The organism is Pseudomonas poae, assembly GCA_028869255.1.
In the GTDB taxonomy this organism is placed as follows: Bacteria; Pseudomonadota; Gammaproteobacteria; order Pseudomonadales; family Pseudomonadaceae; genus Aquipseudomonas; species Aquipseudomonas poae_C.
The window spans coordinates 3,483,451-3,509,292 of sequence record CP110972.1; the positions used below are offsets into that span (position 1 = coordinate 3,483,451).

Annotated in this window: 22 protein-coding genes, 1 tRNA gene and 1 pseudogene; 11 read left to right on the plus strand and 13 right to left on the minus strand. The window is 59.0% G+C overall.

Annotation, left to right across the window (positions count from 1 at the left end; all coding sequences use genetic code 11):
- Window positions 1-386: 386 nt before the first annotated feature.
- The 8 genes from LRS56_15555 to LRS56_15590 all read left to right on the plus strand — a co-directional run bounded on the left by LRS56_15555 (window position 387) and on the right by LRS56_15590 (window position 9,180).
- Window positions 387-1,652: an outer membrane protein transport protein gene (locus LRS56_15555; GenBank protein ID WDU65758.1), complete on the plus strand. Its 1,266-nt coding sequence runs from the start codon at window positions 387-389 to the stop codon at window positions 1,650-1,652.
- 342 nt (window positions 1,653-1,994) lie between these two features.
- A complete protein-coding gene (locus LRS56_15560; GenBank protein ID WDU60339.1) occupies window positions 1,995-2,654 on the plus strand; it encodes a winged helix-turn-helix transcriptional regulator in 660 nt (219 codons plus the stop codon).
- 347 nt (window positions 2,655-3,001) lie between these two features.
- The gene (locus LRS56_15565) at window positions 3,002-4,654 is read left to right on the plus strand and encodes a GMC family oxidoreductase (GenBank protein ID WDU60340.1); all 1,653 of its coding nucleotides are present in this window, start codon (window positions 3,002-3,004) and stop codon (window positions 4,652-4,654) included.
- A gap of 24 nt (window positions 4,655-4,678) precedes the next feature.
- The gene (locus LRS56_15570; protein ID WDU60341.1) at window positions 4,679-5,938 is read left to right on the plus strand and encodes an NADH:flavin oxidoreductase/NADH oxidase family protein; all 1,260 of its coding nucleotides are present in this window, start codon (window positions 4,679-4,681) and stop codon (window positions 5,936-5,938) included.
- 112 nt (window positions 5,939-6,050) lie between these two features.
- Complete coding sequence (locus LRS56_15575) at window positions 6,051-6,896, plus strand: alpha/beta hydrolase (GenBank protein WDU60342.1); 846 nt, start codon at window positions 6,051-6,053, stop codon at window positions 6,894-6,896.
- Window positions 6,897-6,917: 21 nt separating this feature from the next.
- Window positions 6,918-7,316: a helicase gene (locus LRS56_15580; GenBank protein ID WDU60343.1), complete on the plus strand. Its 399-nt coding sequence runs from the start codon at window positions 6,918-6,920 to the stop codon at window positions 7,314-7,316.
- A 33-nt stretch (window positions 7,317-7,349) separates the two neighbouring features.
- A complete protein-coding gene (locus LRS56_15585; GenBank protein ID WDU60344.1) occupies window positions 7,350-8,168 on the plus strand; it encodes an alpha/beta hydrolase in 819 nt (272 codons plus the stop codon).
- A gap of 187 nt (window positions 8,169-8,355) precedes the next feature.
- Window positions 8,356-9,180: an SDR family oxidoreductase gene (locus tag LRS56_15590; GenBank protein ID WDU60345.1), complete on the plus strand. Its 825-nt coding sequence runs from the start codon at window positions 8,356-8,358 to the stop codon at window positions 9,178-9,180.
- Window positions 9,181-9,663: 483 nt separating this feature from the next.
- Here LRS56_15590 and LRS56_15595 read toward each other — a convergent pair.
- The 5 genes and pseudogenes from LRS56_15595 to LRS56_15615 all read right to left on the minus strand — a co-directional run bounded on the left by LRS56_15595 (window position 9,664) and on the right by LRS56_15615 (window position 13,380).
- Window positions 9,664-9,739: transfer RNA gene (locus tag LRS56_15595), tRNA-Gly, on the minus strand.
- 63 nt (window positions 9,740-9,802) lie between these two features.
- Window positions 9,803-10,363, minus strand: a complete 561-nt coding sequence (gene pgsA / locus LRS56_15600; GenBank protein WDU60346.1) for a CDP-diacylglycerol--glycerol-3-phosphate 3-phosphatidyltransferase — start codon at window positions 10,361-10,363, stop codon at window positions 9,803-9,805.
- A gap of 32 nt (window positions 10,364-10,395) precedes the next feature.
- The gene (gene uvrC, locus LRS56_15605; protein WDU60347.1) at window positions 10,396-12,219 is read right to left on the minus strand and encodes an excinuclease ABC subunit UvrC; all 1,824 of its coding nucleotides are present in this window, start codon (window positions 12,217-12,219) and stop codon (window positions 10,396-10,398) included.
- A 1-nt stretch (window position 12,220) separates the two neighbouring features.
- Window positions 12,221-12,862, minus strand: a complete 642-nt coding sequence (gene uvrY / locus LRS56_15610) for a UvrY/SirA/GacA family response regulator transcription factor (GenBank protein ID WDU60348.1) — start codon at window positions 12,860-12,862, stop codon at window positions 12,221-12,223.
- Between the two features lie 151 nt (window positions 12,863-13,013).
- A pseudogene (locus LRS56_15615) lies at window positions 13,014-13,380 on the minus strand (helix-turn-helix transcriptional regulator).
- A gap of 81 nt (window positions 13,381-13,461) precedes the next feature.
- On the opposite strand from LRS56_15615, the gene LRS56_15620 reads away from it, so the two are divergent.
- Window positions 13,462-13,701 (plus strand): DNA-binding protein, encoded by a 240-nt coding sequence (locus LRS56_15620; GenBank protein WDU60349.1) that lies wholly within the window; start codon window positions 13,462-13,464, stop codon window positions 13,699-13,701.
- A gap of 35 nt (window positions 13,702-13,736) precedes the next feature.
- Here the strand turns inward: LRS56_15620 and LRS56_15625 are convergent, their stop codons facing one another.
- Together LRS56_15625 and LRS56_15630 are read right to left on the minus strand one after the other, a co-directional pair.
- Entirely contained in the window at window positions 13,737-14,183 is a 447-nt protein-coding gene (locus tag LRS56_15625; protein WDU60350.1) for a GNAT family N-acetyltransferase, read from the minus strand.
- A complete protein-coding gene (locus tag LRS56_15630) occupies window positions 14,184-14,933 on the minus strand; it encodes a carbon-nitrogen hydrolase family protein (GenBank protein WDU60351.1) in 750 nt (249 codons plus the stop codon).
- A 608-nt stretch (window positions 14,934-15,541) separates the two neighbouring features.
- Here LRS56_15630 and LRS56_15635 point away from each other — a divergent pair.
- The gene (locus LRS56_15635; GenBank protein WDU60352.1) at window positions 15,542-16,621 is read left to right on the plus strand and encodes a 3-deoxy-7-phosphoheptulonate synthase; all 1,080 of its coding nucleotides are present in this window, start codon (window positions 15,542-15,544) and stop codon (window positions 16,619-16,621) included.
- A gap of 253 nt (window positions 16,622-16,874) precedes the next feature.
- Window positions 16,875-17,693 carry a 2,5-didehydrogluconate reductase DkgB gene (gene dkgB, locus LRS56_15640; protein WDU60353.1) on the plus strand — a complete coding sequence of 273 codons (819 nt, stop codon included), beginning with the start codon at window positions 16,875-16,877 and terminating at the stop codon, window positions 17,691-17,693.
- Here dkgB and LRS56_15645 read toward each other — a convergent pair.
- The 6 genes from LRS56_15645 to LRS56_15670 all read right to left on the minus strand — a co-directional run bounded on the left by LRS56_15645 (window position 17,690) and on the right by LRS56_15670 (window position 25,729).
- Complete coding sequence (locus LRS56_15645) at window positions 17,690-18,112, minus strand: chemotaxis protein CheY (protein ID WDU60354.1); 423 nt, start codon at window positions 18,110-18,112, stop codon at window positions 17,690-17,692. The genes dkgB and LRS56_15645 overlap by 4 nt on opposite strands.
- A 133-nt stretch (window positions 18,113-18,245) precedes the next feature.
- Entirely contained in the window at window positions 18,246-21,851 is a 3,606-nt protein-coding gene (locus LRS56_15650) for a transporter substrate-binding domain-containing protein (GenBank protein ID WDU60355.1), read from the minus strand.
- A 1-nt stretch (window position 21,852) separates the two neighbouring features.
- The gene (locus LRS56_15655; protein ID WDU60356.1) at window positions 21,853-22,482 is read right to left on the minus strand and encodes a response regulator transcription factor; all 630 of its coding nucleotides are present in this window, start codon (window positions 22,480-22,482) and stop codon (window positions 21,853-21,855) included.
- 280 nt (window positions 22,483-22,762) lie between these two features.
- A complete protein-coding gene (locus LRS56_15660; protein WDU60357.1) occupies window positions 22,763-23,479 on the minus strand; it encodes an MgtC/SapB family protein in 717 nt (238 codons plus the stop codon).
- Between the two features lie 630 nt (window positions 23,480-24,109).
- Complete coding sequence (locus LRS56_15665) at window positions 24,110-24,454, minus strand: FKBP-type peptidyl-prolyl cis-trans isomerase (GenBank protein WDU60358.1); 345 nt, start codon at window positions 24,452-24,454, stop codon at window positions 24,110-24,112.
- Between the two features lie 306 nt (window positions 24,455-24,760).
- The gene (locus LRS56_15670) at window positions 24,761-25,729 is read right to left on the minus strand and encodes a hypothetical protein (protein ID WDU60359.1); all 969 of its coding nucleotides are present in this window, start codon (window positions 25,727-25,729) and stop codon (window positions 24,761-24,763) included.
- Window positions 25,730-25,842 lie beyond the last annotated feature (113 nt).

Genomic DNA, 25,842 nt, shown 5'->3' on the forward strand with positions numbered 1-25,842 from the left:
GACTCAGGGTTTGAGCCTGCGGGTTATCCAACCTCGAAAACCCGGGGCAATGCTCGACTGCAAAGGTCAGCACGCCTACCCCCCTCCCCACTCGCTATCGACATCAAGCCAACGCATTCGCGAGCCAAATCGATGAGCCCCCGATCAACCAATCCTCCCTCAGGCCCAGCAAGCGATGCCTCTATGAAGCAACGCTTGCCCGCCAATCTGCCAATGCGCTCCTCGCTGACCTAGCTCTCTTTTTGGGTCGCTGGAAAACACGCAGATGACCAGGCGTCACGGTTATGGATCCTCTCCATTGCACCGGTGCATGACGGGGAACGTGATCGCCGCAAACAGGTGATGGACCACGCTTTCACCCTGATCGGAGTAAGAAATTGAATAAAATCATTCTCCAAAGCACTTTCGCGCTGACCGTTTGCGGTCTTTGTTCCACTGCTATTGCCAATGGCCTGGCCGTCAATGAGCAAAGCGCCAGCGCTGCCGGGACTGCCTATGCAGGTCGCGCGTCAACAGCGCTGGATGCCAGCACTGTCTATGGCAACCCCGCCGGCTTGAGCAAGCTTAAGCGCACCGAAGTCAGTGGCGGTTTCGCGGTGGTCAGTGCCAAGACCGATATCCACGACGTTCAGAGCGGTGCTTCGGGCGGCAACAAAGGCGACTCAGTACCTTTGATCACGCTACCTTTCGGTTACTTCTCCACGCCGATCAATCAGGACTTCACCTTCGGAATGGGTATTTATGTTCCCCAGGGGCTGAGCAACGATTATGAAAGCAGCTTTCAGGGCCGCTATCACGGTAGTAACAGCTTGGTAAAAGTGGTCACCCTGCAGCCGACACTCGCCTATCGACTCAACGAGCGCATCAGTATCGGCGGTGGCCCGACCATCAATCACATAGACGGCGAACTAGAGAACGATCTGGCCACGGGTGCGCTGAATGCGGGCAAGGACACAAAGATCACTATCAAGGGCGACGATACCGCGATCGGATACAACCTTGGGCTGATGATCGATCTGAATGACGCAACGACGTGGGGCATCACTTATCACTCCAAGGTCACCTATACACTCAAAGGTCATACTGGAGTTAAAGACGCGCCGAGCGTGTTAGGCCTGAACGGTAAGTATGCGGCCTCCTTGACCACCACCCTTCCAGAGTCAGTGGATACCTCTTTCACCCATCACTTCAATGATCGCTGGACCGGTTACCTGGGTGCCACCTGGACGCGCTGGAGTCGGCTGAGCAAGCTCGAAGCGATGAATAAAGGTGTGTCACCGCTTGGGCAGCAACTGGGGTTTGGCACTATCGGCGAGGAACTGAACTGGCATGACACCACAGCAGTGGCAGTGGGCGCCTCCTATCAGCTTGACGAGCAGTGGGTACTACGCGGGGGGTTCGCCTACGACCCATCACCGACTACCAATGCAAATCGGGAAGTGCGCATTCCCGTAGGCAATCGCCGGGCACTGACCTTCGGAGCCGGTTATTCACCCAATGAAGATCTCACCTTCGACCTCGCTTACGCCTACCTGTGGGAAGGCAGCAGCTCGATAAGCCAAGCCAACACCTCCGGACTCCAGCCGGCTTATAGCGCCAGGTACGAGAACAGCGCCAACGGTGTAGCGGTTCAAATGACATACCGTTTTTGAACTGATCTGACGTGGGTTGGCTGCCGATCAGCAACCCCCGTTAACGGCATTTCCGCTACGCTCAAAAACCCATGAAGCTATATTATTTGTATAGCATTATTAGTATACAGATCGTATAGTGAAATCAAGAGCGACACTCGACCCACCCAAGCAGCGAGCGATACATGAGAACGGCCATGAGATCAGCAGCAGAAAATGCTCAAACGCTGCGCTCGTTCCAATCGACGGCGACGCGTTCAGCGACGCTACCGAAGGGAAAGGCACCAGGTCTTGAACGGGTGGTGCTTGCCGATCTACCGTATTGCGCCACGTATCGGCTGAGCGGAATATGTACAATAAGCCATGACAAACAAAACCTATGGTCAACTCTGCCCGATCGCCCGGTCGCTGGATGTGCTGGGAGATCGCTGGACGCTGCTATTGATTCGCGAATTCCTGCTGGGTCCAAAGCGATTCAAGGACCTGCTCGCGATTCTGACCGCAATGGGTCCAAACCGGCTCTCGGAACGTCTCGCCATGCTGGTGCAGAATGGCGTTATTCAACAAGTCACGTTGCGCACGCCTCCTGCTACGCCCGCCTACGAGCTGACGGCGCTGGGCGAACGGCTACGCAAGCCAGTGCTCGCGTTGGGTTTCTGGGGGCTGAGTTTGCCGATCGACGAGCGCATCGATCCGTCCAGTGCGCGGGCGGAGCTCATAGCACTTTGCCTGACCAGTGCGAACGATTCGGCATCGAGCATCGGCTTGCAGGAAGTCTACGAATTTCAAGTGGGAGCAGAAGTCTTCCATATACAAGTCAACGACGGCAGCCTGTTGGCGAGGTCGGGGCCCTGCGCGGAGCCTGTCGACGTCAAGATCCAGTGCGATATGCAAACGTTCATTGCTCTGGCCCTACGCGAGGTCACGCCAACGCAGGCGCTTCGCGAAGGACAGGCAAAACTGCTGATCGGCGATCGTCCAGCGTTTACGCGCGTGTTCAAAGTACTCGAGTACAAGCCCTAAAACCTGGGGCCACCTCCTGTTTTTCTTGGGAGGTGGCGGGCCTGAATGAGCCGCTATACCCAGACACCCACCCGCACCTTATTGCCCGTGCTCAATCCGTCGCATTCTCGCGCACGGGGAACAACGCTGTCCCCTTAGCTGCCAGCCGAATCTATCTGCTCCTACTTGCCTGCATCCGATGTCGTCCGGTGGTAACCCCGTGCACGTCAAACGCTCATGCGGCGTGTAACCACTTTCAGTAACACCTGCCCTGTCACCAGTGTCCGAAGCGCCATTACAAAAATAAGGAGACGCAGCATGACCCGTTTTTTTACGCCTCAACGCAGTGCTTGCCTGGGCAGTACGAAATGAACTCATCTTTCGATCTCGACTATATCGTTATCGGCTCAGGATTCGGCGGCAGCGTGTCTGCCTTGCGGTTGACCGAAAAAGGTTATTCCGTCGCAGTCATGGAGATGGGTCGACGCTGGACACCCGAGGATTTCCCCGAGTCGAATTGGGACATTCGTCGCTGGATGTGGCGACCCGGCATGAAGATGTTCGGCTTCTACAACATGCGCAAATTCCGCCACGTGATGATCGTGAGCGGCAACGCGGTGGGTGGTGGATCAATCACCTACGCCAATGTCTTGCTGAAGCCGAACGACAGCATATGGAGTGAAGGTTCCTGGGCCGGTTTAGCGGACTGGAAACGGATCATGCCGCAGCACTACGCCACGGCAGAGAAAATGCTCGGCGTGACAGAGAGCAAAATCATGGCAGAGGCCGATCTACGCCTCAAAAAAATGGCGGATCTGCAAGGCGTTGGCCACACGTATCACGCCCCCCACGTAGGAGCGTTCTTTGCTCCTGAAGGCGAGGAAGGCGGCAAGACTTATCCGGACCCCTACTTCGGCGGTGAGGGCCCCGATCGCGGAACCTGCACCGCGTGCGGCGGTTGCATGATGGGTTGCAAGCACAACGCAAAAAACACGCTCGACAAAAACTACCTTTATCTCGCGCAAAAGCGTGGTGCCCAGGTGTTTGCTGAGACCAAGGTGGTAGACGTCCGGCCGCTTAACAACAAAGAAGACGGCAGTGAGGGTTATGAAGTCTTTACCGAGTGCTCAACGGCTTGGTTCAAAAAGCAGCGTCGCAGTTTCCGCTGCCGCGGCTTGGTCTTCGCCGCGTCTTCCTTGGGCACGATGGAGTTGTTGTTTCGCCTCAAGCAAAAAGGCTCATTGCCACACATCAGTGCGGACCTGGGAAAGCGGGTACGTACGAATGCCGAGTCGCTTATTGGGATTCGCTTTCCTGCAACGGACAAAAGCATGTCGCCAGGGCTGGCGGGTGGTGGCGGCATCTACCTTGATGAGCGCACCCATATCGGCGTCGTGCGTTACCCGGAAGGCTCGGATGCGATTGGCCTGCTGATGACTTTGCTATGCGGCGGACGTGCCGGGTGGACACGAATTTTTACCTGGCTGTGGATGCTGCTCAAGCACCCACTGCAAGCTTTGCACGTGCACAACCCCGTAGGGTTTGCTCGTCAGACGATGTTGTTGCTGGTGATGCAAACCGTGGACGCGTCGCTGAACATGAGGCTCAAACGTCGTTGGAGTTGGCCATTCGCAAAAAAGCTGGACAGCGAGGGAGGCCCGATCCCGACATTCATTCCAGAAGCCAATGCCTTTGCCGAAAAAGGCGCAAAAGCACTTGGCGGCATACCGACAACTTTTCTGTCCGAAATCTTATTCAACATCCCGACCACCGCGCACTGCATGGGTGGCTGTGCAATGGCCGATTCGCCAGAGCGAGGCGTGATGGACGTGCAGAGCCGCGTCTTCGGTTATCGAAACATGCTGGTCTGCGACGGCTCGATGCTCAGCGCCAATCTCGGGGTTAATCCAAGCCTGACTATTACCGCATTGACCGAGCATGCCATGTCCTACATCCCAGTAAAAAACACCCAATTGCGGCGGATGTCGGATCGCGTCCCAGTGCACACCCTTCAATCTTGAAATAGCCTTTGTAGAGAAATCACCATGACCGCCTCCCCGACTGAAGAAAATCTGCTGAACCAGCCCTTACACCTGCCGAACGGGAGCGTTTTTCGCAATCGCCTAGCCAAGGCGGCCATGAGCGAAACGCTGGGCACCTACAACAATCGCCCCACATTGAAACTCGTCGAGCTTTACCGTCGGTGGTCCGCGTCAGGCATTGGTTTGCTGATTACTGGAAATGTGATGATCGACCGGCGTGCGCTCGGTGAACCGGGCAATGTGGTGATTGAGGATGATGCGGACCTGCCGATGTTACGCCAGTGGGCGCATGCCGCAACCGAGCAAGGCGCCGCGATCTGGGTGCAGCTTAATCACCCCGGCAAGCAGTCGACCAAAGGTCTGAACCACAGCAACCTCGCGCCATCTGCCGTGCCGTTTCGCAAGGACATGGCCTCATTCTTCGAAACTCCACGCGAAGCTACGACGGCCGAGATCGAAGAGATAATTCAACGCTTCGGCCGCAGCGCAGCCACCTGCAAGAAGGCGGGTTTCAGCGGCGTGCAAATCCATGGCGCGCACGGTTATCTGATCAACCAGTTCCTGTCTCCTCACCACAATCGGCGAACGGATGAATGGGGTGGTAGCCCTGAAAAACGTCGGCGTTTCGTTTTGGCCGTCTATACCGAAATACGGCGCCAGGTCGGCGCCGATTTTCCGGTCGCAATCAAGCTCAATTCTGCAGACTTCCAGTTCGGCGGTTTCAATGAACAAGAGTCCATGGCAACGATCCATGCACTCGCCGAAGCAGGCATCGATCTGATTGAAATTTCGGGCGGCACTTATGAAGCGCCCGCCATGAGTGGCGGACTCGAAGAAACCAAAAAAGCATCCACCGTCGCACGTGAGGCCTACTTTTTGGAGTTTGCCGAGAAAGTGCGCGCCTCGATCGACGTGCCGCTGATGGTCACAGGCGGTTTTCGCAGCGCCGCTGCCATGAACGCCGCGTTGGGTTCCGGCGCGCTGGATGTCATAGGCCTGGCACGGCTGTTGGCGATTGATCCCGAAGCACCGGCGGCCCTGCTGCAAGGGCAGGACAGCGCGCAGCGTGTACGACCGATCACCACAGGCATCAAGCAGATCGATCAGATGGGGGTCATGGAAATTCTGTGGTACTCGCTGCAGCTCAAGCGAATCGCCAGTGGCGGTGATCCAAAACCCGATGAAAGTGGGCTTTGGGCACTTGCAAAATCGGTGCTGAAAAGTGGCTGGGGCACATTCCGTACGCGACGCGCGCGTGCATGAGCGCGGCCGTCGCTGACCCGATCGCGCTGATTTTCACTGTGCCTGCCCCCTTACGTACACAGGTTCAACGGCGGCGCCTGCACAACATGACAAAATCTTGGAGCACTTCAAAATGAGCTATAGCCATCTAACCGCCCCTACCCTCTATGTCGACGTCGATGGGGACACCTTCGCCTACCGCCGCTGGGGCAATGACAAGACAGACCAACCTCCCCTGTTCCTCCTCCAACATTTCCGTGGCGGCATGGATCATTGGGACCCCATCATGACGGATGGGCTGGCGGCAGGGCGCGAGGTCATTCTCTACAACGGTCGCGGCATTGCGTCCTCTTCCGGAGAACCGCGTAACCGAATTGAGCTGATGGCCGACGACGCTGCCGCGGTGATCCGCGCACTCGGTCTATCAACAGTCGATGTGCTGGGTTTCTCGCTCGGCGGTTTTATCGCACAGGACCTGACTCGACGCCATCCCGACCTCGTGCGCAAACTGATGCTGCTGGGTACCGGGCCGCGTGGCGGTAATCCTGACTCAGACCCAGGTGTGTTGGAAGCCGCACCACGTCCCGTCCCCACAGTGGACGATTTTCTGTTTCTGTTTTTCGGTCGATCCGAAGCGGCGCGACAGGCAGGACGCGATTTCTGGGAGCGCCGTCATCAGCGCGTCGACCAGGACCCGCCAAGCTCTGCGCAGGTGATACAAGCACAGATCGAAGCCCATATGCACTTTATGCCCAAGCCGGACCCAAAAAATCCCTTCGATCATCTGCGCGCCATCAAACAGCCAACGTTCATCCTCAACGGCATGAATGACATCATGGTTCCAACGGTCAACTCCTGGTACATGGCCCAGAACATCCCGAACGCCCAGTTATTCCTGTACCCGGATGCGGGCCACGGCGCCCAATTCCAATGCCCTGAGCGCTTTCTGAAACACGCCATCGCGTTCCTCAGCGAATAACCCCTACGGAGCGAGTACATCATGCTGAAATTCAAATTTTTGTTATGGGCGTTGACCAAGCTGTTACAGCGAGCCATCAAGAAAAACCCCGGCTGCGCAAAACTGGTCAAAGGCAAGTCGCTGGTCTTTCAGATTCGAACAGAGGATGGCGTGGGTCGCTACTTCACCGTTGCGAACGGAAAGATAAAATCTGCCGCAGGCTTAACGCAAAAGCCAGCCTTCACTCTGTCGTTTAGAAACGCACAAAGAGGCTTCGCCATACTGTCGGCTAAAGACAGCAAAGATGAATTCCTGACTGGGTTGCGTAAAGGCGATCTAAAAATCAGCGGTGATTTTGTTGAGGTGATGTGGTTCCAGGGGTTAACAGAATACTTGCAGCCGGCTAAAAACCCTGCACAGGTCTTTTTTACGACGCGCTAGGGCTCGACACACTCAACTCTGGAGTAAAAACCCATGCATCGTTTATTTGCAATGGCCGTGCTGTGCGTCACGTTTGGAGCATCCTTCAATACGGCATCCGCCCAGGTCCAGGCAGTGGGCTCCCCGGCGCCAAGCCCATCATCAAGCGAATCTCGACCGGGTGTCGAATGGCGAAATGTGCGCACCCAGTTCGTCTCCACAGGCGGTGTTTATTACGCCTATCGTGAGCTTGGACAGAATCAGGGTGGCACGCCCGTCGTGTTTCTAAACCACTTGGCCGCCGTGCTGGACAACTGGGATCCGCGTGTCGTGGACGGGATCGCGGCGAACCACCACGTTGTCGTGTTCGACAATCGTGGCGTCGGCGCTTCAACCGGCGAACCTGCGGCAACCATCGAACAGATGGCTGATGATGCAATCAGCTTCATCAAAGCCAAGGGCTACACGCAGGTCGACCTGTTCGGCTTCTCGATGGGAGGCATGATTGCCCAGGAAATCGTGCTCAAGGAGCCGCAACTTGTCCGCAAGATCATCCTGGCCGGCACCGGCCCGGCAGGTGGCGAGGGCATCAGCACCGTCGCCGGCGTTTCCAATAGAGCCCTGATCCGGGGCCTCTTGACGTTCCAGGATCCTAAACAGTTTCTGTTCTTCACGCGTACCGCTAACGGAATCGCCGCAGGCAAGGCGTTCCTGGAGCGGCTGAAAGAGCGTTCTGAAAAACGCGACGACGAGATCAGCTTTTCCGCCTATCGGGCGCAGTTAAAGGCCCTGCGCGCCTGGGGCGAGAAAGCCCCTCCGATCTCTCTGTCGTCAAGCAACCGGTGCTTATCGCCAATGGAAAAGACGACCTGATGGTTCCGATCGAGAACTCGCGTGATCTTGCACGCAGGCTCCCCCACAGCGAGTTGATCATCTACCCTGACGCCGGTCATGGCGGCATATTTCAGTTTTATGCCGACTTCGTACCCGCCGCGCTCAAGTTTCTGGCTCGTTAACACACCTCTGCATCCACCTGGCGCTACACGATAAGGAGAACGCCATGAGCACTTATACAACAGGCAACATTGGCAAGCGGGCGCTGGTGACGGGCGCTTCCAGTGGCATTGGTGCGGCAATCGCCCGTGAACTTGCGGCGCTCGGCGTGGATCTGGTGCTGACGGCGCGGCGGCGCGACGCACTCGAATCGGTGGCCGCATCCTGCGAGGGTGTGAAGGTCGAGATCGTCACCGCCGACCTCGGCAAGCCCGATGCCGCACGCGCGCTGTGGGACGAAGTGATCGCCGCCGGCCCCATCGATATCCTGATCAACAATGCCGGATTCGGCTACTTCCGCCGATTCGACGCGGTCGACTGGGCGCGCGACGCCGAACTCGTCCAAGTCAACATGACCTCACTTGTCGAGCTTGCAAGGCGCTTCGTTGACACTCGCAAGGCAAGCACCGGCCGTGCGTACATGGTCAACATCGCATCGACCGGCGCGTACCAGTCAGTGCCGAACATGGCGCTGTATGCCGCGTCAAAAGCCTTCGTGCGCAACTTCAGCGAGGCTCTGCATGACGAGCACCGCGACACGCCGCTGTCGGTGACCTGCATCTGCCCAGGCGGCACCAACACCGCCTTCCATGCTGCGTCAGGCGGGGGCGACTACTCGAAGATCGCGAACGCATCGATGAAAAGCGCGGAGTTCGTGGCACACGCTGCAGTCCAAGCGATGCTACGCGGCAGGCGCACGGTTGTGCCCGGCCTGTTCAACAAGTTGTCATGCCTGGGCGTGCGATTCGTGTCGCGCAGGTTCGCGTCTCGGCTGGCAACTCAAGTGCTCGGGAAACCGCGATTCGTTCTGCCAACACGCGGTGAACATTAGATACTGCAATGAACCTGTGGCGGCTTGAAAATGTGCGTGATGCTGCCGGCATTACGTTGCTGGATCATATTGATAAATCTTCCCCCTCCCCCCGCTGGCTATATGGGGCGGCGTGCCGCTAACATCTGGTCGGGCAGTTGTTCCATCAGCAGATAGGGGTTGTTCGCCACCGGTGGTTTGGGCAGTGCGACGACGTCCAGGTCTGAGGTAGGTTTTATCTGTAGGTCTGGCGTGCCGAATGGCCATATCTGATAGAGGCATGGTGAGCTCCTGTTAGAGAGTCAGCACCCGATGCTCGTCTGGCGACCTGAGAGGATCCAGCAACAATACGAATTTGAGTCTTTCCGGAAAAAGTACTTAAAAAGGTACTTAAACATACTGGATTACCCTGGTTTTCAGTGGTTTTCCGCAGAAACGAAAAAAGACGCCTAAGCGTCTATTTCGTGGACCCCAGTGCCCAATGGACATCTGTGGATCAAATTTTGGAGCGGGAAACGAGACTCGAACTCGCGACCCCGACCTTGGCAAGGTCGTGCTCTACCAACTGAGCTATTCCCGCGTCTTGGTGGTGTGCATTCTATAGAATCCAGAACCCCCGTCAACCCCTTGATTCAAAAAAGTTTTATTTCTTTTCAACGGTGGTGCGCAGGTGAGGCCAGGCTGCGCGCAAATACTGGAGCATGGACCACAGGGTCAGGCCGGCGGCGATCAACAGCAGGGCGTAGCCCAGCAGAACCCAGAAGGTGAAGTCCGACGGGTTGGCCAGCAGGATCACCAGCGCGAGCATTTGCGCGGCGGTTTTCCATTTGCCCATGTTGGAGACGGCAACGTGGGCGCGGGCGCCGATTTCGGCCATCCATTCGCGCAGGGCCGAGACGACGATCTCGCGGCCGATGATCACCGCGGCCGGCAGGGTGAGCCACAGGTTGCCGTGTTCCTGCACCAGCAGGACCAGGGCGACCGCCACCATCAGTTTGTCGGCCACAGGGTCGAGGAACGCGCCGAAAGGCGTGCTCTGTTCCAGGCGGCGGGCCAGGTAGCCGTCGAGCCAGTCGGTGGCGGCCGCAAAGGCAAACACCGAACTTGAGGCCAGGTAGCTCCATTCGTACGGTAAATAGAACAACAAAATGAAAATCGGGATAAGCAGGACGCGTAGAACGGTGATCAGATTAGGGATATTCATCGGCACAACTGGCTACGAGGTGGAAAGGCATTCTATTCGCTGTGCAGGTTTGCATAAATCAACTCAGCGAGCTTTTTACTGATACCGGGTGCTTTGGCTATTTCGTCAATGCTGGCACGGGATAGCTCCTGCAAGCCACCAAAATGTTTAAGCAGGTCACGACGACGGGTCGGACCAACCCCTGCCACCCCTTCCAGGGTTGAGGTTCGCCGGGTTTTGCCACGCCGCGCGCGGTGGCCGGTAATGGCAAAACGGTGGGCTTCGTCGCGAATCTGTTGAATCAGGTGCAGCGCGGGTGAGTCACCCTTCAAAGTGAACTCATGGGCGGCGTCATTCAAGTACAACGTCTCGAAACCGGCCTTGCGCGTGGCGCCCTTGGCTACGCCGAGCAGGATCAGGTCCGGCACGGCCAGTTCGTTGAGCACGTCACGGGCCATGGACAACTGGCCCTTGCCACCGTCCACCAGCAGGATATCCGGGAGCTTGCCCTCCCCGTCCTTCAACTTGCTGAAGCGACGCGTAAGCGCCTGGTGCATGGCGGCGTAGTCATCGCCGGCGGTGACACCTTCAATGTTATAGCGCCGGTAGTCGGCTTTGATCGGCCCTTCCGGCCCGAACACCACGCACGACGCCACAGTGGCCTCGCCGCTGGAGTGGCTGATGTCATAGCACTCCAGGCGCTGGGGCGGCTCATCCAGGTTGAGGACTTCGGCCAGGGCCTCGAAACGCGCAGCCACATGCTGTCGATTGGCCAAGCGCGCGCCCAGGGCTTGCTCGGCATTGGTCACGGCCAGTTGCTGCCAGCGGGCGCGGGTGCCGCGCACGCGATGGCTGATGTCCAGCTCGCGGCCGCGCAACTCATGGATCGCTTCGATCAGCGTGGGGAAATCTTCATGCACCACGTTGACGATCAGCTCGGACGGCAAGTCGCGCTCGGGGCTGCTGACGTAATACTGGCCCAGGAAAGCCGCCATGACCTCGGCCACTTCCTCGTCGATACCGGTCTGCGGAAAGAAGTTTTTGCTGCCCAACACGCGCCCGCCGCGCACGCTGATCAGGTGCACACAGGCGCCGCCCGGGTTGACGAAGGCCGCGATCACGTCCACGTCACCGGTGCCGCCTTCCATACTTTGCTGGTCCTGGACGCGGCGCAGCAGGGAGATCTGGTCGCGCAGTTCGGCGGCCCGCTCGAAATCCAGGGTGCCGGCCGCCTGCTCCATGGCACCCGATAGCTCATCGGTGAGGGCATTGCTACGACCTTCGAGGAACATCACCGAATGGCGCACATCCTCGGCATATTCCGCCGGCTCCACCAAGCCCACACAGGGCGCCTTGCAGCGTTTTATCTGGTATTGCAGGCAGGGCCGGGTGCGGTTCTTGTAAAAGCTGTCTTCGCACTGGCGCACAAAAAAGGTCTTTTGCAGCAGGCTTAAACTTTCGCGGATCGCTCCTGCGCTGGGATAAGGACCAAAATACTTGCCCTTGGCCTTCTTGGCGCCACGGTGAATGCTCAGGCGTGGGAAGTTGCCGTCAGACAAGAACACATACGGGTAGGATTTATCATCGCGCAGCAGGATGTTGTAGGGCGGCCGCCATTCCTTGATCAGCGTCTGCTCAAGCAACAGCGCCTCGGTTTCATTGGCGGTGATCGTGGTTTCGACCTGGGCGATGCGCGCCACCAGCGCAGCGGTCTTGGGTGCCAGGCCAGTCTTGCGAAAGTAGCTCGCCAGGCGATTCTTCAGGTTCTTGGCTTTGCCGACATACAGCAGGCGCGCCTCGCTGTCGAACATGCGGTACACGCCAGGGCGGCCACTGCAGGTCGAGAGGAAGGCACTTGGATCAAACGGTGTGCTCATGTCAGGCGCTGGCGTCCACCATGCCGTGGCGCACCGCGAGCAGGGTCAATTCAACATCACTGCTGATGGCGAGCTTCTCGAAGATGCGATAGCGGTAGGTGTTTACGGTCTTGGGCGACAGGCACAGCTTGTCGGAGATCGCCTGCACCTTCTGGCAACCGACAATCATCAAGGCGATCTGGATTTCCCGCTCCGACAGCGCATCAAACGGCGAGTCGCTGGTGGGCTGGAAGGATTTGATGGCCAACTGCTGGGCAATCTGCGGGCTGATATAACGCTGGCCGGCAAACACCAGGCGAATGGCCTGAACCATTTCGGCCAGGCCCGCACCTTTGGTCAGGTAACCCGCCGCGCCTGCTTGCAGCAGGCGGGTAGGAAACGGGTCTTCCTCGCACACGGTCACCACCACGACTTTTATGTCCGGATGGCTGCGCAACAATTTGGTCGTGGCACCAAGACCGCCAATCCCAGGCATCTTGACGTCCATCAACACCACATCGGGTTTCAACTCCCGGGCCTTGATCAGGGACTCTTCCCCCGATTCGGCCTGGCCGACTACTTGCAGGCCATCGATGTCAGCCAGCATTCGTGTAATGCCTGTACGAACGAGATCATGATCATCGACTACTAGCACCCTAATCAAGCAGACACCTCGCGATATGGTCTTATAGGTTGCTGAACACCTTAGCAAAAAACCAAGGCGCAGACCTAGTTGCAAGTGTCATATATATAGAGTTTCAGCGCGCTGCACCTGCCCGCCATGTGGCGAACTGCGCTGTTTCCCGGGTAAACAGTCAGGAATCCTGGGGCTGCGGCTTGGGTTTTCCATTCTGTATTGACGAATGCTCGGCCAAGGTAGTGGTCAGGCGGCGGATTGCATCCTGGTCTTCCTTGAACATCGCCCGGTAATTTCCCAGCACTTTTTCTTCGATATGACTCAGGTTTTCCAGTTGAATCGGCGTAGGACTACCGGTCAACACATACAGGATATCCACGCCTTTTTTCGGCGACTCGGGACAGATAGTCAGCCTTGGGTGCACGCCCGCCGTTTTCATACTTGCCTTGCGCGTTGGCTTCGACGCCTCCGATTTCACCAAACACTTTTTGCGACAAACCAAGCCGCTCTCTTTCTTGCCTCAAACGCGAACCGATTCCACTCATTTGGATGTATGATCCTATCTGGCACACCCCTAGAGGTGACACACTCATCTCGTTTTACACAAACTTGAACGGTTTTGAACTATGCCCGGTATCCGCACTGCTGCACAAGCCAAGGCTTGGTTGGAACATCAAGGAAAATCAGTTCAAGCGTTCGCGCGCGAGCATGGTGTTGATCCGGCAACTACGTATCAAGTGCTCGCAGGGCGTAAAAAGGGACGGCGTGGAGAAGCCCATAAGGTGGCGGTCCTGTTGGGCATGAAAGAAGGGATTATCCTGGACGAACCTGCGCTCCAGCATAGCGATAGAGAAGTCGTTTCCTGAAGGCAGTATGCGCCTATTAAACGAGCGTGCCTGTTTTACTCCGATGATGTTTCAAGGCACTCACGCTCCATGCGCCAGAAGCAATCCTCTTCTCCAACGATGCTCAGCCCCTGACGCTGATACAGCCTTCTTGCCGGATTGGTCTTGAACACCGTCAAGCGCAGAAGACCACGGCCTTGCATGCTTGCCTTGAGCGCCATCTGCTCCAGCACCCAACTGCCCGCCCCCTGTTTGCGAAAGTTTTCGAGCATGTGCAGCTCGCGGATATACAGGGCTTTGCTGTCGCGACTGAGGCTGATAAACCCCATCACCGCTTCTTCGTTGCAGATTAGCCAGTTCTCACGCCCCGCCCACGCCACGTCAAAGCCCTCGTCTGACCACAGCAAACCGTACTGCAGGTAATAGCGGCTCATGGCCTGATGGGTCAGTGTTCGCGCAAAGGGCAGGTCCCGGTTCGTTGCTGCACGCAGGTTAAACGTCATTTAAAGCGTTACCACTTGGCCAGACCAGCACCCGCCATCGCGACGGCCAATCACCAAGGCCTCACCAACACCCGGTGCGGCGGCAAGCAAGTCGCCCGCGGCGCTCCAGATGGCACTGCGCCCCGCGCAAGCCCAGCCACCCGACGGGCCACCATGGTTGGCCATCAACACCAGCATCCGATACTCGGCGGCATAGCCCTTAAGCAGCGCACTGTCCGTGGCGTAACCGCCGTCACTGATCAGCACACCGGCGGCGTACACATTGGCGCCAGCCTGCGCCGCTTGGCGCGGGTGACTGGCGTGGGAAAAGTCCGCGCACACCGCCAGCGCGATCCGATCATCCCCCCATTCGAGCGCTGCGCCGCCCTGCCCTGCTGTAAACGCCAGCTCTTCGCCGGGGTGCAGATGCTGCTTGGTATAAACGGCAAGGGAGCCGTCCGCCCCCAGCACCAGCGCGCCGATCAATACACCGCCTTGCGGCGCCAGCCTGATCGGCATGCCCACCACCGCCGTCAACCGCAGTTCCCGTGCCATTTCACGCAATGGCGCCAACACTGCATCTTGAGGCGTTATCGCCAACTCCGCTGCCAGGGACGGCTCATACCCAGTCAACGACAACTCCGGAAACACCAGCAATTGCACGCCCTGCTCCGCCGCCGCATGCATGAATGCCAAGTGCCGCCGGAGATTGGCCGGCACATCGCCCGCGATGGAAAGGGTTTGAGCAGCAGCAAGCGTCAGGGCAGTCATGGTCGCGTCCAAGCAATCATTATCAAAGTGTGACAAGCATATCGGCAGTTACCTCATAGCCGTAAGTCCCTAACGCGATAGAAATTACTGATTGAATCCAGCCGTGCGCCTCGCGTAAGCTCCACCCATCATTTGGAGACACACCATGTTGCAACTGACCCTCACCCCGGTTTGCCCTGCTGCCAGCGCCTCGCGCTCGGTGCCGGCTACCCGTGTGAAACCGGTCAGCTTTTATTTTGGGTATTGGTTTAGCCACTGGCGCGCCTGATACCTGAAATCGGCGCCCACTACTCAAGGGGTCGCCTACCAGAGAAATCTAACCCCCGGTCGGCTCCCCGACCGGGGGTTTTGTTTTTTCAGCCCTTAATAATTTTGCTTCACACCGAACACTAAAAGGACTCACCGACATGAACTACGCCACCTATTACCGTTACGACACTTGCACTGCATGGCGATTTAGCAAGCTCCGCTCGGGACAGCCTGCCGCCTCCGATCGGTCACCTATTGGTGGCAAGCCAACACACGTAGCCAATCCGGCCAATTGTCGAACACCCCAGTAGGGCAGAGCGTGCGGGAACAGCCCGCCGCTTGCCCAGGAAGCCTTGAATATGAACTCCGCCACCGCCGCTCTACCCGTTTCGAACCTGTCCAGCGCCAATGAGGCCCTGACCCAGCGCCTGCCCAGCTCGCTTGAGCTCAAGCACCAGTTGCCCCTCAGCCCGTTCCTCAATGAACAGGTGCACGCCCATCGCCAAGCCGTGCGCGCCATTCTCAACGGTGAAGACTCCCGTTTGCTGGTGATTGTCGGCCCATGCTCGATCCATGACCCGGAATCGGCCATGGAATACGCACGTAACCTGAAGAAGCTCGCGCTGGAAGTCAGCGACCAGATGCTGCTGGTGATCCGCGCCTACGTCGAAAAACCGCGCACCACCATCGGCTGGAAGGGCCTGGCCTACGACCCGCACCTCGATGGCAGCGATGACATGGCCGCCGGTCTCACGTTGTCACGCGAGCTGATGCGCGAAATGCTGCGCCTGGGCCTGCCGGTCGCCACCGAACTGCTGCAACCCATGGCCGCCGGTTACTTCGACGACCTGCTCAGCTGGGTCGCGATTGGCGCACGTACCACCGAATCGCAGATCCACCGCGAAATGGCCAGCGGCCTGGGCATGCCCGTGGGTTTCAAGAACGGCACCGACGGCGGCGTCGCGATTGCCTGTGATGCGATGCGCTCGGCGTCCCACCCGCACCGCCACTTCGGCGTCGACAGCCAGGGCCATCCCGCGATCATCCAGACCCAGGGCAACCCCGACACGCACCTGGTGCTGCGCGGCGGTCACCGCGGGCCGAACTACGATGCGCAGAGCGTGGCGCAGGTGAAGCACGACCTGGCCAAGTCCAAGGTCGCGGCGCGGATCATGGTCGACTGCAGCCACGCCAACAGTGGCAAGGACCCGCTGCGTCAACCGGCGGTGTTCAACGACGTGCTGGAGCAGCGCTTGCAGGGTGACCCTTCACTGATCGGCATGATGCTGGAAAGTCATCTGTTCGAGGGCTGCCAGCCCTTGAGCCCGTCGATGAAATACGGCGTGTCGGTGACCGACGGTTGCCTCGGCTGGGACGGCACCGAGCAGCTGTTGCGCAGCGCTGCCGAACGGTTGCGCGAGCAACACAAAAGCAACTGACGGATGAAGTTCAAAATGTGGAAGCTGGCTGGCCTGCGATAGCGGTGAGTCAGCCAGTACATTGCGTACTGATGTACCGCTATCGCGGGCAAGCCCGACTTCCACATTGATTTTCACGGGGTTTGAGAGAGGGGATACAGCGCACCGCCACTCGTGATTTTTGGTAAAGAGTCCTTTTCGGATAAGGCGGTTTTTCCGAAGGGTTCGCGGGCGGATACTCGACGCCATGGTTCATCCCCCTCAGGAGTTACTGATGTCTATTCCCACGCACAACATTCCCGCCTTCGGCCTCGGCACCTTTCGCCTGCAAGGCCAGGTGGTGATTGATTCCGTGAGCAACGGCCTGAAACTGGGCTACCGCGTCATCGACACCGCGCAAATCTATGAGAACGAAGCCGATGTCGGCCGGGCGATTGCCGACAGCGGCGTGCCACGTGATGAACTGTTTATCACCAGCAAGATCTGGATCGCGAACTTCGCCGAAGGCCAGTTGATCCCCAGCCTCAAAGAAAGCCTGCGCAAGCTCAAGACCGACTACCTGGACCTGACCCTGATCCACTGGCCATCGCCGGAAGACCAGGTACCCGTCGCCGAGTTCATGGGCCAGTTGCTCGAAGCCAAACACTTGGGCCTGACGCGCCGGCTCGGTGTTTCCAACTTCACCATCGACCTGATGAAACAGGCCATCGCCGCCGTCGGTGCCGAGAACATCGCCACCAACCAGGTTGAACTGCACCCCTACCTGCAAAACCGCAAAGTGGCGGATTTCGCCACCGCCAACGGCATCCAGATCACCTCCTACATGACCCTGGCCTATGGCGAAGTGCTCAAGGACCCGGTGATCCAGCAGATCGCCGAGCGGCATCAAGCGACCCCGGCGCAAGTAACCCTGGCCTGGGCCATGCAGCTGGGTTACGCGGTAATCCCGTCGTCGACCAAACGCGCCAACCTGCAAAGCAACCTCGAGGCCCTGCAGCTGACCTTGACCGAGGCCGACATGGCGCGCATTGCCGGCCTGGAACGCGGCCACCGTCTGACCAGCCCCAAAGGCATCGCGCCGCAGTGGGACTAAACGCCGGCCACGGGCGTGCGCGATAACTCGCGCAGCCACGGCAACACCCGCAAGTTACGGGTGGAATTGGGCGGGTCGACGATGTCCATGAAGTGTTCGAGGTTGACGTTGTCCGGCATGCCCGGCAGCCGTATCCGCACGGTCGGTGTTGCGCCGACCGGCGCGCCCTGCTCCAGAAGGTCGTAGACCAGCACATGGCGTACCTGGGGCTGGGGCCCGCAGATATCGAGCGCCAGCCCCGCATTGATGATCAGCACGTCAAAGGGTTCAGCCGGAATGGCGGTGAGTATCTGCACCTCTTCGAAGGTTTGCACCGGCACGATCCGGTGGTACCCCAACTGATTGAGCATCTTTTCGATGTGCAAGCGTTGCTGGTGTTGTTCATCGGCAATCAGGATGGTGAGTGCTTTGTTCGGCATGGCAGCCCCCCGGGCAGGCAGTGCTCGTCAGTGAGCGTGGCCCATTTTCCAGACATAACCCGTGGACAAAATCAGCGATGTTCCCCCTTCGCGTAGGAGTTCTCCCAAATCCACCGAATGGTCGTCAGCCGGCTCAAGCCTGATTGCAATAGCGACTCAGGCTGTCATGTAAATGCTCGATGGCCGCGCCTGTTGCCTGCAACGCCGCTTCCAGTGCAGCGCTGTCGCGACGTTCGCACACGCTTTCCAAGGTCTCGCAGCAACTGATCAGCGCCTGGGACTTGACCATGCGCGCCCCGCCTTTGACGCGATGGGCCAGGTCATGCAGCGCGGCAAAATCAACTCGCGCAGGCAAGGCTATCAACAACACGCGGTCTTCTTCCAGGCTACCGAGCAAGGGCAACAGCAACTCGTTGAGCGCGCCCTTATCGCCGCCCGTGAGGGTGATCAGCGCACTGATATCAAATACAGGTTCAGCTTCATCGGTGGCGCCAGCGGTGCGCGAGACCAAGGCGGCACGCAAGTCTTCCAGCCCGGTAGGCTTGAACAGGCAACCGTCCATGCCGGCCTCGCGGCAACGCTCGGTCTCTTGCGGCTGGGCATTCGCGGTGAACCCCAGCAGCAGGCAGGGCTTCAGGCTGCGCTGACGCTCTTGTTCACGAATATCGCGCGCCAACGTGTAGCCGTCCTTGAAGGGCATATTGCAATCGGTGATCACGCCATCAAAATGCCCGGCCTGCCACAGTTCAAACCCCTGCACGCCGTCGTCAGCCGTGACGATGCGATGCCCCAGAAAGCTCAGCTGGCGGGCCAGCAACAGGCGGTTGGCCGGGTAGTCGTCCACCACCAGGATATTCAAGGCGTGAGCTGGCGGCATGTGCGGGGCGGGCAAGGAGGCCGGCGCCGCCGTGGTCAACGCCAGCGCCAGGTTCACATCCACCCGCGTGCCCTTGCCCAGCACGCTGCTCAAATGCAGTTGGCCGCCCATCATCTCGCACAGGTTACGGCTGATCATCAGCCCCAGGCCCGAACCGCTGCGCGCCGATTGCTCATGATTGCTGCCTTGCACAAACGGGTTGAACAGCCGCAGTTGATCTTCAGCACTGATGCCAATGCCCGTGTCCTCCACCCAAAGCCGCAGGTTCAATGGGCCGTCAACCCCTGCCTGGGCACCCAGGCGCACTTCGCCCGAGGCGGTGAACTTGATCGCATTACCCAACAGATTGGACACCACCTGCTTGAAACGCAGCGGATCGATCAACACCGAACGGTCGATCAACGGGTCAAGCTCTACCTGCAGCACCAGGCCCTTGTCCCGCGCGAGCCCTTCGAATACCCGTGCCACCGAGGCCAGTAGCTCATGCAAGTTGGCCGGCTCCAGGGCCAGCGACAAATGGCCGGATTCGATCCGCGCAATGTCCAGAATATCGCCGATCAGCTCCAGCATGCCCCGCGAGGCTACCGACGCCACCTCCAGCGCATCGCGGTCGGCACGGCCTTGCTCGGCGTTTTTCAGGGCCAGTTCGATCATGCCGATCACCGCGTTCATCGGCGTTCGAATCTCGTGGCTCATTGTCGCCAGGAAGGTGGTCTTGGCGCGGTTGGCGGCGTCGGCTTCCTCCTTGGCCTCCTGCAATTGGCCCAACAAACGCTGGCGCTCACTCACGTCGACCCAGCCGGCAATCATGCCCACCACGCTGCCATTGCTGTCACGGTACGGCAGCATCCATTGGTAGATTGTCAGCACCCCGCCATCGGGCAACTTGAGCACACGGTCATGGATCTGCGGCTCGCCCAACGCCATCAAACGCAAGTAATCGGCATGGAACGACTGGGCCTGGGGCGGGTTGCCGGTGTCGGTCTCAACCACGGTCTTGCCGATGACGTCTTCCAGCTTGAAACCGAACACATCGAGGAAGGCGTTATTGCAGGCCATCAACCGGCCCTGGCGGTCGCGTACATAAATCGGATGCGGTGTGCCGTCGATCAGCACACTCATAAAGCGCATCTGGTCGCTCAAGGCCCGCTCCGCGTGGGCGCGTTTACGAATCAGGCTGCGCAGGTAAAATACCCACCCCAGAGTGACCAGCAGTAGCAACGCGGCCACCCCAAAGCCTTGGATAATCAGGCTACGGTTATGTATCCAGTAGCCGTCTTCGATGATGATCTCGCTGCGCCAGTGGTTGGTCAGCTCGTCCATTTCTTCGGGTGTGATGCTCAACAGCGCTTTGTCGAGGATCGAGTACAACTCCAGCTGGCTGCGGTTAACGCCAAACGTAAAGCGCGCAGGCTCCCTGCCGACGGTACTGGTGATGCGCAGGCGCTCACGGTAATAGCGCATGATCATGTAGCGCGCACTGATCAACGAAACCACGCTCGCGTCCACCTTGCCTTTGGCCACCGACGCCAGGGCCTGCTCGGTATTCTCGACGTAGACAAACTCAATGCCCGGGTATTCCTCGGCAACCTGCGCGGTAATGTCGTTACCGCTGACCAGCGCCAGGCGTTTACCCGTCATGTCCTCCAGGGTCATCAGGCGCTCGTTGCTCGCGGAAACCACCAATACGTAGGGGTTTGACAGGTAGGGCCGGGTAAAACGGATCTTCTCGGCACTCGCAACGCTGGGCGTTACCACTGACATCATGTCCACCTGCCCGGCACTCGTCGCTTCAATTTGACGCGCCATCGAACCACCCTGCTGCACATCGAACTTCAGGCCGGTACGCAAGCTGATCCGGGACAGCACCTCGGCGCTCAAGCCTTCAAACTGCTCTTGCTCGTTAAAAAACGACAGCGGTACATATTTGTCGAACGCCGCCACGGTCACCCGTGGATGTTTCTCCAGCCAGCGCTGCTCACTGTCACTCAAGCGCAAGCGCTCGACGCCAAGGAAACCAATACCGCCGGCACTCCAACGGCGCAGGATTTCCAGTTGTTTGTTGGCAGGAACGGCCGCCAGCGCGGCGTTGAGGATGCGCAGCAGGCGCCTGTTTTGCCTGACGACAGCGAGCCCGAACGGGTTGGCTTCCATCGCGGAAAAATCCGCCATGCGCACATTATTCAGGTGGTTCTTGTTAATCAGGTAGCGGGTGCTGATGGCATCGCCCAGGTAGACATCCGCCTGGCCGAACGCCACGGCGCCGATGGCTTCGAAGGTCGAGCCAAACAACAGCAACTGCGCCTTGGGGTAAAACGCCTGCACCGCGCCGGGCTGCATATAGTGGTAGAGCATCGCCACCCGCCGGCCCGCCAGGTCGGCGCTCAGCGCCTGACTGTCGCCCACCCGCGTCACCAGTGTGGGTTGGTCATTGGCATAGGCGCGCGACAGCACCAGCTGCGAGTCGGCCGCCTCGTAGCCATTGGCGGAACCGACAAAATCCACGGCGCCCGTCTTGAGCGCTTCAATCACTTCATCGCGGGTATCGTAACGCCGCACCTCGATCGCGATATTCAGCACCTGGGCGATCAGCGCCGCATAATCGGCGGTGACGCCCTCAAACTCGTCTTGGTTGTTGCTCAGATCAAAGGGGGCATAGTCGGGCGCCGACACCCCCATCGCCAGCGTGCGCCGCTCACGCAACCAGCGCCAGTCGCCTTCATCCAGGCTCACGGAAGCGTTTTCAAGGGTTGAGTGGCCCAGCAGCCGCAAGGTGTGCGGCTCGTCCAGAGCCACCGCCACCAACGGCAATAGCCCCATCAGCAGGATGACCGTGCAGTTGATCAACCGGGATGGGTTCATTTCAGATCAGGTGGTTGCGCTGCGCAAATTTGGACAGGTGCACCACTGAGGACATACGCAGCTTTTCCTTGAGTCGGGTCTTGTAGGTGCTGATGGTCTTGTGACTCAACAACATGCTCTTGGCGATTTCGTTATTGCCAAGGCCCAAGGCCAGCATTTGCAGCACGGTCAATTCGCGATCGGACAGCGACTCTATCAACTCCAGTTCGGTGGACTGCAGATCATCACGACGCACCGAACTGGTCGGCAGGCTAGGGAAACAACTGTAGCCGGAGCGGATCGCCCTAATGGCCTTTTGCAGCTCATCCAGTTCCCCGGTCTTGGCGACAAACCCCATCGCGCCGGCACGCATGCAACGCGTGGAAAAAAACATCGCCAGGTACGAGGTCAGCACCAGGACCTTGCAAGGCAGCTCCAGCGCCTTGATCCGGCTGATCACTTCCAGGCCGCCGAGCTTGGGCATCGCCAGGTCAAGGATAATGATGTCCGGACGCTCCTCGCGGGCGACCTGCAAGGCGTCTGCGCCGTTGCCCGCCTCATAGACACTGTCGAAGCCTTCCTGCTTCAACAGATACTTCACGGTGGCGCGTATAAAAGGGTGGTCATCCACAACGAGTGCTTTGTTGCTCATAAAACTCCCCTGAGAGGATCGGTACGCTCACATATCACGCGAGGCCTATCTACCTGTGAAAAGTAACAGTCCCGACAAACGGTACGGATTACTCGGCGCAACACGGCAGGCAGTACAGGCCCCTCCTCTTGAAAAAACACGCTTGAAAACAGTCACGACGTAAAGCGGTAGCCGGGTTTCCGGGCAGTCGAGGCGCGCAACCTTAACAACGGCGTGCTATTTCAAATGAAGGGATAATCTCGAGTACTTGTAAGACTTTTCCTCCAAGCAACAAAGATAACTACTCAGTGGTACTCGGGCTCCAAAACGCCTGTACCACCAGGGTCGACAGCGAAATCCGCGCCACCAGGGCATCCAGCTCATCACCGTCCACCGAGGTCACGGCCAGGGTGGCTTCGATTTCCACCTCCTCCGTGCCGAACGGGCGCACATCGACGTCGCTGGCCGGGTAGTTGCAGCGCGCCAGCTCGGCTTCCAGCAACGCCAGCACAGCTTTTTGCTGAGTACGCCGGGCAATCACATACAGAATATTGGTGACTTCCGCCGATACCACGTCCAACGGCTGGCGGTTGATATTGTTGACGATCGGCCGCAGCAGCGTATTGGCCGCCAGCACAAACAGGGTGCCCAGCAGCGCTTCAAGGATCAGGTCGGCACCGGCGCAGGCGCCCACTGCCGCCGACGCCCACAGCGTGGCCGCCGTATTGAGCCCGCGCACATTGCCTTCTTCGCGCATGATCACGCCGGCCCCCAGAAAGCCGATGCCCGACACTACATACGCCACCACGCGCACCGCACCTTCCGCGCCGCCCAGGCGGTTGGCCATGTCGACGAAAATCGCCGCGCCCACCGCCACCAGCACGTTGGTGCGCAGGCCCGCCGTGCGCTGGCGGTACTGGCGCTCGAAACCGATCAAGCCACCGAGAATGAACGCGGCGGTGAGGCTGACCAAGGTATCGATCAGGGAGTTGAGGTTGATGTTGTTGATTGCTTGCATAAAAAGTCCCTTCGACTTGAAACCTTACCGATCCCCCGTGGCGAGCGAGCTTGCTCGCGTTGGGCTGCGCAACAGCCCCTCTTCGGGGGCAGAGAGTTCTCAGTGGCGTAATTGCCAGCCAAACTTACGGATGTAGCAGCGCTTCGGTCCAGTTGCCCTGGGTAAACCCGTTGATAATCAGTTTGGCCCGCCCGCCGTAAACGGCAGGCGCGTGCGTAGCAGCCCGAGGTTAATCAGGTGCTGGTCAGCGTCGATGAGAAGGATTCAGGCAAGGGCCAGGACAGGCCGCCGCCAGGATGCCGCTTCTCGCTGGAAGGCGAGACAACGGCATCGCAAAAATGCGCGTTATCTTGCCAAGTATGTGCCGGTTACCAGAACCTGCCGACAACTGTCACTCGAACAAGTACCCACTGAGGGTCTCCGCTATTGATGAAAACGCGCGGATTTTACGCCGCGATTACAGGGGGAGTAAACCGTAGGAAAGTATCCGCCTTGGGAATAAGAGCATTCTTCAGGAGGGGTTCAGAAAAAGGATTTTGGACACTCTGACGATCAAAGGTGGGAGCTGGCTTGCCAGCTCCCACAGGGGCGGTGCACACGCGGCTCAGTCAGCGCCAGGCTCACTGGCCCTCAATCATCGCGCGTCAGCACTTCCAGCAACTCGATCTCAAACCGCAGATTGCTGTTGGGCTTGATATGCGCACCCATCGACCGCTCGCCATACGCCAGGTGCGCCGGCACAAACAACGTGCGCACGCCGCCCACCTGCATGCCCATCAGCCCCTGGTCCCAGCCCTTGATCACACGCCCGGTGCCAATCACGCACTGAAACGGCTTGCCCCGCTCCCAGGACGAATCGAACACGGTACCGTCTTCCAGGGTGCCGGTGTATTGGGTGCTGATCAGCGCGCCCTTGACCACGGTTTTGCCGGTGCCCAGGCGAGTGTCGGTGATCTGCAGTTCGTCGTTGCTCATGAGGGGCTCGTTGAAGGAGTAAGGGCTTGGGTTTTCGCAGAATTGGGCGGGGTTGGCAAGCGTGAGGATGGATCGACCTGTGGCGCACGTACAGCCGCACTAAACACACCGAAACCCTGTGGCGAGCGAGCTTGCTCGCGCTGGGCTGCGCAGCGGCCCCAAACCCTGTCGACGCGTCCTGGACTGAAGGAATGCGGTGACTGGATCAGGGCCGCTTCGCGCCCCAGCGCGAGCAAGCTCGCTCGCCACAAAAAGGCAGGCCATGCGGGCGGCCAATGAAAAGCAGCATCCTTGCTGCAAACGCTATCAGGCCAAAGGCACCCGACGCGTCGTCAATGCGATGCGCCCTACAAAGAAGCTCAAGGCCGCGCCCAGCAGCAACATGGCCAAGGTGCTCCAGGCCGCACGGGACAGTTGCTTGGCTGCAACCTCACCGGCTTCACGGGCTTTCTGCTCGGCCTGTTGTTTCAGCTCATCCACCTTCTGCATGGCTTGCTGATAGGCCTGGGCATAGTTGTCGACGATCTGCGTGGCTTCTTCCTTGCTCTTGCCGGTGCGGGCGGCAACGATGTTGACCAGCGCGTCTTTATCCGCGGCGTTCAAGGCAGGCTCGCCGGAGGCTTTTACCCGCTCGAACCACTGTTTCAGCGCGTCACCGGCCAGGGCAGGATTGGCTGCTGCGTCAGTCGCCGATTGCTTGCCATCGGCGGCTGCCTGATCGGTTTTCTGTTCGACGTTGGAGGGGTCCAATTCAGGCTTGCCACTTTGCTTGAGCAACGTATCCAGCTCACCTTGCAGGCTGTTCCAGTCGAGCTGGATGCCCTGCTCGTTCAGTTGCTGCTTCACGCTGTCGCCAATGCCAGGGGCGGCGGCGGCAATACCGCTACCGGCTGCCGACAGGCCTTTGCCCACCACGTTGCCGGCGGTGCCGACCACACTGGCAGCCAGGCCCGCCAGCAACCAAGTGGTGAGCAAGGTGGTGAGGGTCCAGGTCAGCACGCCGTGCAGGCCGCCGCGATCCGGTGCAGTGCGCCCGGCCACGAATGCGCCCAGCGCGATGGCCACCAGCGTGGAGACGAACAACCAGATCCCGGCGCCGGTGCCAAACCCGCTCAACGGGTTACCGGCCTGCATCGGGTTGACCGCACTGGCGCCAATGGCGGTGCCGAGCACACTGAGCACCAGATAGGTCACCAGGGCAATTGCACTACCGGCCAATACCGAACTCCAGGACACACGAAACAACGATCGATTGGTTTCATAGACAGTGGTCATACAGAGATCCTTCACACGTTATAGGAGCAAGGCAATGTGCCTTGATGGGTGTGAGTGTGGCGAAACGACATACGTTCAGTCCTGGCCCAAATGCACCACAACCACTGGTGCAT

Bases quoted from the DNA above. Each gene is read 5' to 3' on its own strand.
- LRS56_15560 (WDU60339.1), top strand. From the start codon at position 1,995: ATGACAAACAAAACCTATGGTCAACTCTGCCCGATCGCCCGGTCGCTG.
- LRS56_15565 (WDU60340.1), top strand. From the start codon at position 3,002: ATGAACTCATCTTTCGATCTCGACTATATCGTTATCGGCTCAGGATTC.
- LRS56_15570 (WDU60341.1), top strand. From the start codon at position 4,679: ATGACCGCCTCCCCGACTGAAGAAAATCTGCTGAACCAGCCCTTACAC.
- LRS56_15575 (WDU60342.1), top strand. From the start codon at position 6,051: ATGAGCTATAGCCATCTAACCGCCCCTACCCTCTATGTCGACGTCGAT.
- LRS56_15580 (WDU60343.1), top strand. From the start codon at position 6,918: ATGCTGAAATTCAAATTTTTGTTATGGGCGTTGACCAAGCTGTTACAG.
- LRS56_15585 (WDU60344.1), top strand. From the start codon at position 7,350: ATGCATCGTTTATTTGCAATGGCCGTGCTGTGCGTCACGTTTGGAGCA.
- LRS56_15590 (WDU60345.1), top strand. From the start codon at position 8,356: ATGAGCACTTATACAACAGGCAACATTGGCAAGCGGGCGCTGGTGACG.
- pgsA (WDU60346.1), bottom strand. From the start codon at position 10,363: ATGAATATCCCTAATCTGATCACCGTTCTACGCGTCCTGCTTATCCCG.
- uvrC (WDU60347.1), bottom strand. From the start codon at position 12,219: ATGAGCACACCGTTTGATCCAAGTGCCTTCCTCTCGACCTGCAGTGGC.
- LRS56_15620 (WDU60349.1), top strand. From the start codon at position 13,462: ATGCCCGGTATCCGCACTGCTGCACAAGCCAAGGCTTGGTTGGAACAT.
- LRS56_15625 (WDU60350.1), bottom strand. From the start codon at position 14,183: ATGACGTTTAACCTGCGTGCAGCAACGAACCGGGACCTGCCCTTTGCG.
- LRS56_15630 (WDU60351.1), bottom strand. From the start codon at position 14,933: ATGACTGCCCTGACGCTTGCTGCTGCTCAAACCCTTTCCATCGCGGGC.
- LRS56_15635 (WDU60352.1), top strand. From the start codon at position 15,542: ATGAACTCCGCCACCGCCGCTCTACCCGTTTCGAACCTGTCCAGCGCC.
- dkgB (WDU60353.1), top strand. From the start codon at position 16,875: ATGTCTATTCCCACGCACAACATTCCCGCCTTCGGCCTCGGCACCTTT.
- LRS56_15645 (WDU60354.1), bottom strand. From the start codon at position 18,112: ATGCCGAACAAAGCACTCACCATCCTGATTGCCGATGAACAACACCAG.
- LRS56_15650 (WDU60355.1), bottom strand. From the start codon at position 21,851: ATGAACCCATCCCGGTTGATCAACTGCACGGTCATCCTGCTGATGGGG.
- LRS56_15655 (WDU60356.1), bottom strand. From the start codon at position 22,482: ATGAGCAACAAAGCACTCGTTGTGGATGACCACCCTTTTATACGCGCC.
- LRS56_15660 (WDU60357.1), bottom strand. From the start codon at position 23,479: ATGCAAGCAATCAACAACATCAACCTCAACTCCCTGATCGATACCTTG.
- LRS56_15665 (WDU60358.1), bottom strand. From the start codon at position 24,454: ATGAGCAACGACGAACTGCAGATCACCGACACTCGCCTGGGCACCGGC.
- LRS56_15670 (WDU60359.1), bottom strand. From the start codon at position 25,729: ATGACCACTGTCTATGAAACCAATCGATCGTTGTTTCGTGTGTCCTGG.